Genomic DNA, 13085 nt, shown 5'->3' with positions numbered 1-13085 from the left:
TCTTTCAACATCAGGAACGATGTATGTTCAATTCAGAGAATTTCATTGCCGTAGACTGGGGCTCAAGCAACCTGCGCATTTGGGTCTATCAACAGAATCAATGTGTCTGGCAACACGTCAGTCAGAATGGGGTACTCAAACATCAACCAGGTGTATTCAAAGACACCTGGTTAACACTGCTCAGTTTGTGTCCGCGGCCATTAAACACAGATACAACCGTCATAATGAGCGGAATGGTGGGCAGTAATATCGGGTGGGTAGATAGCCACTATTTACGCTGTCCAACCCCGTTAAATGAATTATCACAGCATCTAACAAAGGTTGAAGATGCGGGCCCTTTTCCCACTTTCATCGTTCCTGGCCTGCAAATTGCCGGGCCGGAAAACTACAACGTCATGCGTGGAGAGGAAACTCAGCTTTTTGGCGCCTTAGCTGATGAGAACTGGTACGTATTCCCGGGAACACACAGCAAATGGGTGCAGGTACAAGAAAGTAACGTCTGCGATTTTCAAACCGTCATGACCGGCGAGTTTTTCCACTTACTTTCACACTACTCCATCGTTGGGAAAAACGCCGAGGAACAAAACAAGAACGAACAGGCTTTTTTAGCAGGAGCCGAACGCGGCTGGCAGGAAACATGTTTATCCCGCAGCCTATTTGATCTGAGAGCCAGAATACTCACCCATGCGTTGTTACCCGATACGCTTTACGAATCTCTGTCAGGGTTATTGATTGGCCATGAAATAGCACAAATGCTACAGCACTATGCCATTAACACTGAAGAAGAAGTCATTCTGGTGGGCAATGACGATTTGCTCAGCCGCTATCAAAGCCTGTTTCATCATTTCGGTTATCGCTGTCGGCTGTGTAACGGTGAAAAAGCATTTATTAATGGCATCAGGAGACTTTTAAATGAATAGTCGTAACCCTTTGGTCGCAATTTTACGTGGGGTGAAGCCCGATGAAGTGCTGGCCCATATTGATGCACTTATCACAGCCGGATTCAGCACAATAGAAATACCGCTGAATTCGCCAGACTGGCAACGTAGTATTGCTCTTGCCGTGGAACATTATGGTCATACAGTAAAAATCGGTGCCGGAACGGTCACTAATGTCAGTGATGTCAGCACACTCTCTTCGCTGGGATGTGCATTTATCCTTACGCCCAACACCGATCCGGAAGTAATTGATACTGCGCGAGCGGCCAAAATGACCACCTGCATCGGCTGCCAAACAGTCAGCGAAGCATTTGTTGCATTCCGGCATGGCGCGGACGGATTGAAAATTTTCCCTGCGGGGGAACTGGGACCGAATTACATCCGGGCATTAAAAGCCGTTTTGCCTCCTCAAGTCCCTTTGTATGCCGTTGGCGGAATTAGGCCAGACAATTTGTCCCATTACCTGAAGGCAGGTTGTTTCGGTGCCGGCTTAGGCAGCGATCTGTATCGTGCCGGACAATCTATCCACCAAACAGCCGCAAATGCGAAGGCATTTATCGAAGCTTACAATACTTTCTGTCAGTCTCAGGCATAAAAAAGCCCGCCATTAAGGCGGGCAAAAGTTACCAATGCACACTTAACTCAAGCAACTTTCAATTGTTGAATCTTTTTCTCACGGCGAATTTTACGTTCTTCAAACACGGCCACGATGGCCATCAGGCAGATACAGCCGATGGCGGCGGTATCCAGCGCGGCAAAGGTGCCCGCCCAGCCGGTGAGACCGAAAATCGGCGTGCCGTCGGCAATCATCCCAAGCCCCAGCTTGGCGAAGCTGTCGCCAATCAGGTAGGCGAAGGTGCCTTTAATCCCGTCGGCCGCGCCGATCGCTTTTTTCGGCACAAATCCGACGGCGGCCACGCCGATTAACAACTGCGGGCCAAACACCAGGAAGCCGAGCGCAAACAGCGAAGCCAGATAGACGTACTGGTTGCTGGCGTGCTGGTAAACACCCAGCGTCGCGATGATGAGTGCCAGCGCCACGCAGGCCACCAGCGCACGACGACCGTTAGCGAGATCGGAGAGCCAGCCCCACAGCAGCGTGCCGACCAGCGCGCCCACTTCAAACAGGGTGAAGCCCTGAATTGCCACCTCTTTGGAGAGTTTTAGCTCCTGGAAGGCGTAGACGGTGGACCACTGGTCAATACCGATACGCACCACGTACAGGAAGATGTTGGAGAAGCACAGCAGCCAAATCACTTTGTTTTTCAACACGTACTCAACAAAGATCTGCCATTTGGTCATCTCGTTTTCTTCGGTCTCTTTGTCCTCTTCGCTGATCTCCTCGCCGAACAACTCTTCGGCTTTACCGAGGCCATAAGATTCCGGGGAGTCGCTGCCGTAGCGCAGGCCGATGAAACCGACAATCAGGGCAATAATCGACGGGAAGATAAACATACCGATGACGTGGCCATCGAACAGGTAATTCGCGCCGAACAGCGCTACGCCCGCCGCACCCGCACCGCCGAGGTTGTGGGAAATATTCCACATGCCGAGGTAGGAACCGCGCTTACGGCGTGGCGTCCACTTGGTGATGGTGGAATAGCTGCACGAGCCGCCGGTGCTCTGGAAGAAACCGCTCAGCGCGTAGAAAGCAATCATCAGGAACAGGCTGGTTGACCCCGCGCCCATGCTGGCGCTGAAGCCGAGCATACAGATGGCGGAGAGGATCAGCATAAACGGCAGGAACTGCTTGGTATTTTTGCCGTCCGCGTAGTAGGAAACCACGGTTTTACCCACGCCATAGGTGATGGAGAAGCCGAGGCCAATCATCCCCAACTGCGTCATGCTGAGCCCGTAGGTGGAGATCATGTCGTTTTGCGCGATGTTGAAGTTTTTGCGGATCAAGTACATGGTCAGGTAGCCGATAAAGACCACCAGATAGGACTGCATGAACGGTTTGAACCACATTTTGCGCCGCACATCGAGCGGCAGATCCAGGGTCGGCTTGCGCACCTGGTTGAGAAAGGCCAGCATTTGACACTCCCGAGCTGATTTTTTTACCTGCGAATGGCAGGCATTGTAAAAATCAGACGGGAGACACGCCTGAGACAGCGTCCAGGTGAAACCGGGAATATTTCTTAGTTTTGCCTAACTCGGGGCAAAAAGGTGAGGTGCATCACGCTTCGTTGAGATCGCGCGGTGCCTGGGCGTTTAAGAACGGCAGCAACAGCAGTGCTGAGATGCCGGCCGCGATGGCGATCACCACAAAGAATCCGCTCCAGTGCCAGACTTCCATCACCTTCGCCAGCGGCCAGCCAGAGAGCGATGCCCCCAGATAAGCAAACAGGCCGACAAAGCCGGTCGCCGCGCCCGCCGCCTCTTTGTGCGAGCACTCCGCCGCCGCCATGCCAATCAGCATCTGCGGGCCAAAGACGAAGAAGCCGGTGGTGAAGAAGCACGCCGCCTGCATCACGTAACTGGCAAACGGCATCAGCCACAGCGAGCCCACGGAGAGCAAAATTCCGGCGGCGAAAATCAAGTTCATCGGCCCACGATTGCCGTTGAATAGCTTGTCCGAGCCCCAACCTGCAACCAGCGCGCCGATAAACCCGCCCAGTTCAAACATGGTGACGGCGGTGTTGGCGGTGACCAAATCGACGCCGAGCGTCTCCGACATATACAGATTGCCCCAGTCGTTGATCGCCGCGCGTACCACGTACACCAGCACATAGCACAGCGACAACAGCCAAATATATGGATTGAGCAACACATATTTGGTGAGGATCTCTTTACGAGTTAACCCCGCACCCTCCTGCTGCTGGGCAATTTCCAGCTCATCGTGCCGCCAGTCGCCAATCGGCGGCAGACCAATCGCCTGCGGCCTGTCGCGCAGCCGCCAGCAAAGAAAAACGCCCACCACGATCGCCAGCGTACCGGCAATCATCATCCCGGCGCGCCAGCCGTAATGCAGCGCTGCCGCCGCCATGACGATCGGAATCAGCGCGCCGCCGACGTTGTGCGCGGTGTTCCAGATTGCCCACCAGCCGCCGCGCTCGTTGCGTGAATACCACGCGGTGAGCAGGCGGGCGCACACCGGCGCGCCCCAGCCCTGGAAGAAGGCGTTCAGCGCCCACAGTACGGCAAAGGCCCAGACCGAGGTTGAGAAGCCGAACAGGATGTTAACCACGCCGGTGGCGATAAGCCCAATGCCCATAAAATAGCGGGCGTTGGAGCGATCGCTAACAATGCCGGAGACAAATTTCGACAGCCCGTAGGTGATGTAAAACAGCGTCGCCAGCAGGCCAATATCGCTGCGGGTCAGCACGCCGCTGGTGATAATTTCCGGCACCGCGGCGTTGAAGCTTTTGCGCGTGAAATAAAACAGCGCGTAGCCGAGCCAGATAGTCAGCAGGATATGCCGCCGCCAGTAACGGTAGCGGGCGCCCACTTCCTGCTTGTCGGTGATAAGCGGCGCGCTGGCCGGAGCTTTTAAAAACTGAAACATGGCCGTTCCTTAGGCGTAGCGCTGGGGCAGCGACACGCTGACGCGCGTACCGTGCATACAGGAAATCGTGAGTGAACCGCCGAGCGCCGTCACCCGCTCGCGCATCCCGGTGAGGCCGAAACCCTGCGGGTTCGACCCAGGCGGCAGGCCGCTGCCGTCGTCTTCCATCACCAGCATCAACCGCTCACCCTGCTGCCAGCCCTGGAGCGTCACCGCGCTGGCGTTGGCATGCTTCACAATGTTGTTCAGCCCTTCCTGACAGACGCGAAACAGCGTCACGCGCTGGCTTTCGCTCAGCAATGACTCATCAATTCGCCAGTCAAGGTGGCTGACAATACCGCGACTTTCCAGCTCCATTTCGCGCATCAATGAACGGATGGCCTGTTCCAGCGTGAGATCGTCCAACTGTCGCGGTCGCAGGCGACCCAGCAGGCGGCGCACCGAATCGTACACGCCCAGAGACAACTGCTCGATATGCGCCCCGCTTTGCTTAACGCCCGCGTTCTCGGGTGCCAGGCGCTGTACAATACCCGCCTGCGTGCGAATGGCGGTGATGGTCTGGCCGATATCGTCGTGCAGCTCGCGCGCCACGTCGCGGCGCACGCTCTCTTCGGTCTCCAGCAGACGTTCCGCCAGCCGATGATTACGCGCCAGCTCGTTTTGCAGCGACTGGTTAAGCTCACGCAGCCGCTGAATACCCGCGCCAAGCAGCAGGCCGGTCAGGCTTTGCACCAACAGCGAGAGCAGTAAATCGACCGGGTGATCGTGCCAGGTCTGGCTGGCAATCAGCGCGATGGCGTTCATCAACGTCGCAATCAGCGCGCCTTGCCAGCCGTAATGCCAGGCGAGCGCAATAATCGGTAAAGCGAGACAAAACGGCGTAAAGCGCGAAAGCTCAGCGGGCAAACCGAGCTGTAGCCACAGGCTGACGGTGAACAGCAGCAGATACCAGACCAGATGTCGCCCGCGCCAGTTCACCGGCTGCGACACCAGCGCCGGGCCGAGCGGCAGCCAGGTGGTGCTGGTGAGGTAGTGCCAGAACACCAGGCAGATCGGCGCCAGCGTTAATCCGCCGGTCAGGGTCAGTAACAGCGCATTCCACGCTTCCTCCCCCTGCCCCAACCACGGCAGCGATTGCAGCAGCGCCGCCGCCGTCAGCGCTGCGCCCTGCAACAGCAACGTGCGCCAGTCGCGTTGATGGCGGTATCGCGAAATCAGCATCACCGGGAGTAGCGTGAGGGCGCTTCCGATCATCAAAAGTGGCAAATGGGCCAGCGCAACCTCCTGCGCCAGCCAGTACATCAACAGCCATTCCGCACCCAGCAGCACCGGCCAGTAGCCGCGCGGGCATTGCAGCATTAATCCCAGACGCAGGCCAAACGGAAACAGCAGCACCGCCAGCTCCGGGCGTTCGACCAGATGCAGGCTGATGCTCCACAGGCAAAACCACGCGGCGGAAAAGATAAAGAAACAGGCGACAACGGTAATCAACCGGGAGAAAAGTGCGTTCATTGCCAGCCGTCAAACATCCGGCGCGCCAGTTCAACATCGTTGCTGACGTTCAGCTTTTCCATCAGGTTGGCGCGATGAACGTGCACCGTTTTCGGCGACAGCCCCAGCTCGGCGGCAATCTCTTTCACCGCCATCCCCTGCGCCAGCTTCTCCGCCACCTGACGCTCACGTTTGGTCAACGGATCCTGACGCCCGGCCGCCAGCTTGACGGCGATGTCCGGCGTCAAATAGCAACCGCCGGTCGCCACGGTATGCACCGCCGCAATCAGTTCATCCGGGCTACAGCGTTTTGAAAGAAAGCCACGCGCGCCTGCGTTGAGCGCCTGCTCGACCAGTGCCGGGCTGTCGTGGACGGAGAGCATGATGATCGCCATCCCTTTTGGCAGTTGGCTGAGTAGCTCCAGGCCCGAGATATCGGGCATCGAGATATCGCAAATACACACCTGCACGCCGCGCCCCGGTAAACCGGCCAGCGCCTCGCGCCCGGAGCCAAATTCCGCCACAACCTGCAAATCAGCTTCCAGCCCCAGCAGTTGGGCAAAGCCGGAGCGGACGATAGTGTGGTCGTCGATAAGGGCGATGGTGATCATGGGTTTGTCCTGGGGCCGGGAAACGCCTGATGGCGCTGCGCTTATCAGGCCTACGGGCAGGTAGGCCGGATAAGGCATTTATGCCGCCATCCGGCAAAAACGCTTACCTTAACGATAAGCGCTTTGGTGTTCAAGCCTTGAGCGATCAGGCTATGCCTGTCGTGACGGTAAATGTCCGGGTGTGCTGCGGTTCTATTTCAATCAAGGTGCCATTGCGTTGTGCCGCCAGGAACCCTTCGGGTCGACAGGTTGCAGGCAAGGCGAATGCCGCAACCTGTTGATCGCCGTTATACAGGATCCATCGCGTCACATAATTCAGCTCCGCGCTGGAGAAGCGTGTAACGAACGTGGTGCCATCTGGTGCTATCATGCTAAATTCCGGCTTATCTGTGTACCTGTCCAGTTGGTCAGCAAAGAAGACAATTTCCGGATCGTAAAAATTGGGTTCATTGAGCCGCGCCAGAGAAGCCTCGCCCTGCACAATCCGCTGATTAAACGCCAGCCATTGCTCAGTCGGCTTAACATGCGCGGGTATCGACTCACGCAGCTTCATGGCCTCATCCGGAATATTCTGGCTGAAGGAGGCTTCCGGTACGTAGGCATAGTTCATATGGCACATGTACTGCAACGGCATTGCCACTGAGGCGAGGTTGGTAACCGCCATCTGAATATCAAACAGCGCGCTCGCTTTGTGCATTACCACCGCAGGATGCGCCTGATAATGATGACCGAACCCCATCACATACTCATAGCGTCCACCCACGCGCAAATTCTCACCCTCCAGCTCCAGCCAGGCTTCATCCATCGCGGCACAAGCCATTTCACCGTGCAAAGGATGTGAATCTTCTGACGATGGGCAACCATTAGCCAACAGACCTGAGTGGAAGGCAAAACAGCCGTAGGTCGCCACCACTTCCGCCGCCGGTTTCGGCTGACTGAACATGTTACGCATGGTCAGGTCATGGCCATCAAACTGAGCATCCCAGATCATTTGCCCCATCCAGGGCAGAATAACCAGATGTCCACGACTGTTTTCTACCTTCAGCCCTTCCACTCCGCTGGCGTAACGAAATGCGGTAACCGTGAAGTCACTATTCTTCAGTAAGATTCGCGGATGCTCTGCAAAGAGTTCTCGCCACAGCGTTATACGTGTTGTCATGATCGCTCTCCTCAGGAAACTGTCGCTTCTGCCAGGTTGTTGCGCACTTTGCTTTCACGCCAGAAGTAGATACCGACGTACACGAAGCAGAGCATGGAAACCAGGAACGAAAGTTGCAATGAATGGAACATATCAGCCACATAGCCCTGAATCGCCGGAACCACCGCCGCGCCGACAATCGCCATAACAATGACGGCACCTGCCATTTCGGTATGTTCGTTATCCACGGTATCAAGCGTACCAGCATAGATTGTCGCCCAGCAGGGTCCAAACAGGACACTTACCAGCACTGCGACATACACAGCGCTGAAACTTGGCGCCAGTGCAACATAGATGAGGAACAGGGCACCAATGATGGAATAGAGAATCAGCACTTTTTCCGGATTGAAGCGTGTCATCAAAATGTTGGCGATAAACTTACCGATAAAGAAGCAGGCGAAGCTATAGACCATGAAGGTTGAGGCGTCGCGCTCGTTGATATCACCTAATTCCAGGGCCAGACGGATGGTGAATGACCACACCGCGACCTGCATCCCCACATAAAGAAATTGCGCCACAATTCCACGACGGAAACGGGCATTGCTGGCCAGATAACGCAGTGTATCCATCGCTGACGGGCGTTTACGACTCGTGGTTTGCGCGACTTTACAGGTCGGGAAGCGGGTCAGCAGGAATAACACCATCACCACAACCAGCACCATAATCATGTACTTGTATGGCTCAAGAGTATTTTCCAGCATCATCACTTTAAAGTTATGGATCTGCTCGGCGTTCATCCCGGCCATCTGTTTTTCCAGGCTTTCGCCTTCAGAGAAGACCAGATATTTACCCAGCAGAATACCAGCCGCTGCGCCAATAGGATAAAAGGTCTGGCTGATGTTCAGGCGTAAGGTCGCATAGGCTTTTGGGCCTATCATTGAGCTGTAGGTGTTGGCTGCCGTTTCCAGGAAACTCAGGCCAATCGCAATCGCGAAAATCGCCGCAAGGAACATGGTGTAGGTGGCCATGTGCGATGCCGGGAAAAAGAGTGTACACCCAACGATATAAAGGGTCAGCCCCATTAAGATGGCGATTTTATAACTGGTTTTTTTTATCACCAGAGATGCCGGGATCGCAATTAAAAAATAGCCGCCATAAAAGGCACTCTGAACTAATGCCGAGGCAAAGTTACTGAGTGAAAATACACTTTTGAATTGCGTAATCAGAATATCATTTAATGCGGTTGCGCATCCCCATAACGGGAATAAACAGGATAACAAAATAAACTGGAACAGAGGGGTCTTATTCAAATAGCCATCAGGCATCTGAATGATGTTTTTATCGTTCATAGTGCTACCTTTTACAGTGCAGGAGTATTATTCGTTTAAGGTAAGAAACTCATTAAATTGTTCGATGCTTGGATAAGATGATTGAGTGCCTTTCCCGGTAACGCTGAAAGCAGCGAAGAGAGCGGCTTTTTTCATGGCGGTTTCCACATCACCGCTTTGTACGTAATAGTGAGCAAAACAACCGATGAAAGCGTCGCCTGCGCCACTGGTATCGACAGCGTTCACTCTAAACGCCGGAACATGGACTTCCTGGTCACGCGTCATCCACAGCGCACCTTTCTCACCCATGGTGACGATAATATTGTTCAGACCTTTATCAACCAGAGAACGTGCCGCTGCACGAATATGGTCATAGGTATCTACTGACATACCGGTTAATATTTCCAGTTCGGTTTCATTCGGCACGAAAAAATCACATTTACAGGCATAAGACATATCTAATTCCCGTAATGCAGGGGCGGGATTTAGTAACACTTCAATACCGTGCTTTTTGCCGAATTCAATCGCGTGATAAACAGTTTCCAGCTGCACTTCCAGTTGCAGGATAATAAGCTGACATTTTTTTAGATCTTCCGCCGCACGATCGATATCTTCCGGGGAGAGAAATTTGTTCGCTCCTTTAATAATCAGAATGCTGTTGCTGGAGTTGGCATTAACAAAGATCGGTGCGACACCGCTGCTGGTGCAGGGTACCTTTTCGACATAGGTGGTATTAATTCCCCAGGATTCGAGATTACGAATAGTGTTATCCGCAAAAATGTCATCACCGACTTTTGTCAGCATCAGCACTTTGGAATTGAGCTTAGCGGCCGCAACGGCCTGATTTGCGCCTTTGCCCCCGCAGCCAATTTTGAACGCTGGCGCTTCCAGCGTTTCCCCTTCTTTGGGCATCTGGTTGATGTAGGTGATGAGATCCACCATGTTGGAGCCAATAACCGCGATATCCATTTTACTACCTCTCAGAAACAATCACACAACAATGATATTAAAATAACATTACCATGTTACTTTTGTATCATTTGTGACTAGGATCGCGATTGGAAGATCATTTTATTGTTTATTTATTACGCTAAATGTTGCTATCCGATCACACTAAAAATGATGAAGTTGCTTACAATTGACTGAAAGTTAACTGTATATAATCAATAAAACGTGAAAAAACACGCTTTTATTTCCGAATAGTCAGACGTATAGTAATGCGGCAATGTCATGTTCTCAGAAACACAAAAATGTTACTGAAGGAACATGGAAATATGATTCGTGGAGAAGCACATGGAAACCAAGCAGAAAGAACGTATTCGACGTCTGATGGAATTGTTGAAGAAGACCGACCGAATCCATCTGAAAGAGGCGGCACGAATGCTGGAAGTTTCCGTGATGACTATTCGTCGGGATCTCAGTCAGGATGACGAGCCGTTACCCCTCACGCTGCTCGGTGGTTACATTGTGATGGTGAACAAACCTGCTACCATCGTTAACGCGCCACTCCCCGCGCAAAAGCAGTATCACCGCGACGATTTACCGGTTGCCATTCTGGCAGCGGGACTGGTGAGTGAAAATGATCTGGTCTTTTTTGATAATGGTGCGGAAATGCCGTTGGTGGTCAGCATGATCCCGGACGATATTTCCTTTACCGGGATTTGCTACTCGCATCGGGTGTTTGTAGCGCTAAATGAAAAACCCAACGCCACAGCGATTCTTTGCGGGGGAACCTACCGGGCGAAAAGTGACGCCTTTTACGACACCAGCAATCCCTCCCCGCTGGATGCACTCAACCCACGGAAAGTCTTTATCTCCGCCAGCGGAATCCATGAGCATTTCGGCGTTAGCTGGTTCAATCCGGACGATCTGGCCACAAAACGCAAAGCGATGGAACGCGGATTACGTAAAATTCTGCTGACGCGCCACGCCCTGTTCGATGAGGTCGCCCCCGCCAGCATTGGTCCACTCTCCACCTTTGACGTACTGATAAGCGACCGTCCGTTACCGGCAGATTACGCAACCCACTGCCGGAACGGCTCTGTCAAAGTGATTACCCCGGATTCAGACGGCGACTAACTCACTCGAAGAAGACGGAGATTTTATTAAACATCGACGGGTCTGACTGGTTTCGGGCGACTTTCACCACATCTTCCAGTTTGTCGATCTGGCTTATCATCTGTTCCAGACGCTGATCGTCGTTGACCAGTAGCCAGATACGGCTCTTATCGCTGTCCTGGATCGGTAGGCAAAGAATACCTTCCACGTTGAACGCGCGGCGGGCAAACAGCCCGCAGACGTGGGTCATTACGCCCGGATGGTTGCGTACGGTGAGTTCCAGGATTACGTTGTCATGAGTCTGCTGTTGCATGGCTTATTCCCCCACCATTTCAGTGTTTGCCGCGCCCGGCGGCACCATCGGGTACACTTTTTCTTCCGCGTCGATACGCACGTGGATCAGCGCAGGTCCAGGACGATTAATCATTTCCTGCAACGCTGCCTGTGGATCCGCTTCGTTATTTAAATCACAAGTTTCCAGACCAAATCCGGCTGCGATCTGCATAAAGTTAATCATCCCCGGATAGGTCGCGGCAAAAACACCCTGCTTATAGAACAGGCTCTGCTGCTGATGTACCAGACCCAGCGCTTCGTTATTCATCAGAATGATTTTAATATCCAGCTGATTTTCGCTGGCCGTCGCCATTTCCTGAATATTCATCATCAGGCTACCGTCGCCAGAGAAGCACAGGACTTTTTTATCCGGGTTCGCCAGCGCCGCGCCAATGGCCGCCGGCAGACCAAATCCCATGGTGCCCAGACCACCAGAGGTCAGCCACTGGCGTGGACGGTTCAGCGGATAAGCCTGCGCCGCCCACATCTGATGCTGGCCGACGTCGGTGGTGATAATGGCGCTGTCATCCACGCAAGCCGCCACAGCGTTGATCAGCCCATAGTGACTGAGCGGGTCGCTTTCCTGCGGAATAGCGCAAGGAAACTCACGTTGTAAATCGGCCACCATCTGATGCCATGCCTCTCGCGGCTGGGCTGCAACCAGTGGGATCAGTTGCGCCAGAACCTCATCGACATCCGCCTGAATCGCGACATGCGGCTGTTTGATTTTACCCAGCTCCGCACGATCGATATCCACGTGGATGATTTTGGCGTTCGGGCAGAACTGTTCGGTTTTACCAATCGCCCGGTCATCAAAACGTGCGCCCAGAACAATCAGTAAGTCCGCTTCTTGCAGAATAAAGTTGGTGCTGCGCGCGCCGTGCATACCCAGCATGCCTAACGACAGCGGATGCGCCTTTGGCAGCATGCCCAGCGCCATCAAGGTCATGGTGGTAGGCAGCATGGCTTTTTCGGCCAGTTCACGCACGCGTGCGGGCGCGTTAATCACGCCGCCGCCGAGGTACAGCACCGGACGCTGTGCGGCATTAATCATGGCCGCGGCATCGCGAATGCTGTCCTGACTGAACGCCGGCGCCGCCATTTTCTGCGCGGGTTCCGGCATCTCTTCAATGTCAAATACGGCGGTTTGAATATCCTTAGGAATGTCTATCCACACCGGGCCTGGACGTCCGGACTGCGCAATGCGGAACGCATCGCTCATGACCTGCGGTAATTCATTGATATGGCGGACCAGATAGTTGTGTTTGGTGATGGGGATAGAAATACCGTAGGTGTCGACTTCCTGGAAGGCGTCGGTACCGATCATCGAGGCCGGAACCTGCCCGGTGATACACACCAGCGGGATGGAATCCAGACGAGCATCGGCAATCGCGGTAACCAGGTTGGTGGCGCCCGGCCCGCTACAAGCCATACACACGGCGGGTTTACCATCGGTTCGCGCCATGCCTTGCGCGATAAACCCCGCACCCTGCTCGTGGCGCGCCAGGATATGACGGATTTTCGTGCTTTGGCTTAACGCGTCATAGACGGGAAGGATCGATCCGCCAGGGATACCGGTGACTACCTGGATTCCCTGACGTTCCAGGAAATGAACGATGAATTCTGCGCCCGTAAAACGCGTACGCTTGGATGTTATGCCCGAACTTGCCATGCTCCAGTCCT

Annotated in this window: 12 protein-coding genes; 3 read left to right on the top strand and 9 right to left on the bottom strand. The window is 54.0% G+C overall.

The window, feature by feature from the left end:
• Positions 1–23 precede the first annotated feature (23 nt).
• Both M4I31_RS00180 and M4I31_RS00175 read left to right on the top strand, forming a co-directional pair.
• Positions 24–920: a 2-dehydro-3-deoxygalactonokinase gene (locus M4I31_RS00180; RefSeq protein ID WP_085049137.1), complete on the top strand. Its 897-nt coding sequence runs from the start codon at positions 24–26 to the stop codon at positions 918–920.
• Complete coding sequence (locus M4I31_RS00175) at positions 913–1533, top strand: 2-dehydro-3-deoxy-6-phosphogalactonate aldolase (RefSeq protein WP_038635651.1); 621 nt, start codon at positions 913–915, stop codon at positions 1531–1533. The genes M4I31_RS00180 and M4I31_RS00175 overlap by 8 nt, the downstream gene beginning before the upstream one ends.
• 47 nt (positions 1534–1580) lie before the next feature.
• Here M4I31_RS00175 and uhpT read toward each other — a convergent pair whose 3' ends face one another.
• From uhpT to rbsK, 7 genes are all read right to left on the bottom strand, one after another.
• On the bottom strand, positions 1581–2972 hold the full coding sequence (uhpT, locus tag M4I31_RS00170; RefSeq protein ID WP_038635654.1) for a hexose-6-phosphate:phosphate antiporter: 1392 nt from the start codon (positions 2970–2972) through the stop codon (positions 1581–1583).
• A gap of 142 nt (positions 2973–3114) precedes the next feature.
• Positions 3115–4443 carry an MFS transporter gene (locus tag M4I31_RS00165; RefSeq protein ID WP_085049138.1) on the bottom strand — a complete coding sequence of 443 codons (1329 nt, stop codon included), beginning with the start codon at positions 4441–4443 and terminating at the stop codon, positions 3115–3117.
• 9 nt (positions 4444–4452) lie between these two features.
• Positions 4453–5955: a signal transduction histidine-protein kinase/phosphatase UhpB gene (uhpB, locus tag M4I31_RS00160; protein ID WP_085049139.1), complete on the bottom strand. Its 1503-nt coding sequence runs from the start codon at positions 5953–5955 to the stop codon at positions 4453–4455.
• The gene (gene uhpA, locus M4I31_RS00155) at positions 5952–6545 is read right to left on the bottom strand and encodes a transcriptional regulator UhpA (protein WP_038635664.1); all 594 of its coding nucleotides are present in this window, start codon (positions 6543–6545) and stop codon (positions 5952–5954) included. The genes uhpB and uhpA overlap by 4 nt, the downstream gene beginning before the upstream one ends.
• A gap of 145 nt (positions 6546–6690) precedes the next feature.
• Positions 6691–7704 (bottom strand): aldose 1-epimerase family protein, encoded by a 1014-nt coding sequence (locus tag M4I31_RS00150; RefSeq protein WP_085049140.1) that lies wholly within the window; start codon positions 7702–7704, stop codon positions 6691–6693.
• An 11-nt stretch (positions 7705–7715) separates the two neighbouring features.
• Positions 7716–9032 (bottom strand): L-fucose:H+ symporter permease, encoded by a 1317-nt coding sequence (fucP, locus tag M4I31_RS00145; RefSeq protein ID WP_161668276.1) that lies wholly within the window; start codon positions 9030–9032, stop codon positions 7716–7718.
• 27 nt (positions 9033–9059) lie between these two features.
• Positions 9060–9980 (bottom strand): ribokinase, encoded by a 921-nt coding sequence (gene rbsK, locus M4I31_RS00140; RefSeq protein ID WP_085049142.1) that lies wholly within the window; start codon positions 9978–9980, stop codon positions 9060–9062.
• A gap of 324 nt (positions 9981–10304) precedes the next feature.
• Here rbsK and M4I31_RS00135 point away from each other — a divergent pair, with 324 nt between their 5' ends.
• Positions 10305–11090: a DeoR family transcriptional regulator gene (locus M4I31_RS00135; RefSeq protein ID WP_085049143.1), complete on the top strand. Its 786-nt coding sequence runs from the start codon at positions 10305–10307 to the stop codon at positions 11088–11090.
• Position 11091: 1 nt separating this feature from the next.
• On the opposite strand, the gene ilvN is transcribed toward M4I31_RS00135, so the two are convergent.
• Entirely contained in the window at positions 11092–11382 is a 291-nt protein-coding gene (gene ilvN, locus M4I31_RS00130; protein WP_038635677.1) for an acetolactate synthase small subunit, read from the bottom strand.
• A 3-nt stretch (positions 11383–11385) separates the two neighbouring features.
• Complete coding sequence (ilvB, locus tag M4I31_RS00125; protein ID WP_085049144.1) at positions 11386–13074, bottom strand: acetolactate synthase large subunit; 1689 nt, start codon at positions 13072–13074, stop codon at positions 11386–11388.
• Between the last annotated feature and the right edge of the window lie 11 nt (positions 13075–13085).

It is taken from the genome of Citrobacter sp. XT1-2-2 (assembly GCF_023516235.1).
In the GTDB taxonomy this organism is placed as follows: Bacteria; Pseudomonadota; Gammaproteobacteria; order Enterobacterales; family Enterobacteriaceae; genus Citrobacter; species Citrobacter werkmanii.
Note: the sequence above shows the minus strand (reverse complement) of the source record. Positions and strands in the feature narration are given on the sequence as shown.

Coding starts and splice junctions, on each gene's coding strand:
- M4I31_RS00180 (WP_085049137.1), top strand. CDS start 24: ATGTTCAATTCAGAGAATTTCATTGCCGTAGACTGGGGCTCAAGCAAC.
- M4I31_RS00175 (WP_038635651.1), top strand. CDS start 913: ATGAATAGTCGTAACCCTTTGGTCGCAATTTTACGTGGGGTGAAGCCC.
- uhpT (WP_038635654.1), bottom strand. CDS start 2,972: ATGCTGGCCTTTCTCAACCAGGTGCGCAAGCCGACCCTGGATCTGCCG.
- M4I31_RS00165 (WP_085049138.1), bottom strand. CDS start 4,443: ATGTTTCAGTTTTTAAAAGCTCCGGCCAGCGCGCCGCTTATCACCGAC.
- uhpB (WP_085049139.1), bottom strand. CDS start 5,955: ATGAACGCACTTTTCTCCCGGTTGATTACCGTTGTCGCCTGTTTCTTT.
- uhpA (WP_038635664.1), bottom strand. CDS start 6,545: ATGATCACCATCGCCCTTATCGACGACCACACTATCGTCCGCTCCGGC.
- M4I31_RS00150 (WP_085049140.1), bottom strand. CDS start 7,704: ATGACAACACGTATAACGCTGTGGCGAGAACTCTTTGCAGAGCATCCG.
- fucP (WP_161668276.1), bottom strand. CDS start 9,032: ATGAACGATAAAAACATCATTCAGATGCCTGATGGCTATTTGAATAAG.
- rbsK (WP_085049142.1), bottom strand. CDS start 9,980: ATGGATATCGCGGTTATTGGCTCCAACATGGTGGATCTCATCACCTAC.
- M4I31_RS00135 (WP_085049143.1), top strand. CDS start 10,305: ATGGAAACCAAGCAGAAAGAACGTATTCGACGTCTGATGGAATTGTTG.
- ilvN (WP_038635677.1), bottom strand. CDS start 11,382: ATGCAACAGCAGACTCATGACAACGTAATCCTGGAACTCACCGTACGC.
- ilvB (WP_085049144.1), bottom strand. CDS start 13,074: ATGGCAAGTTCGGGCATAACATCCAAGCGTACGCGTTTTACGGGCGCA.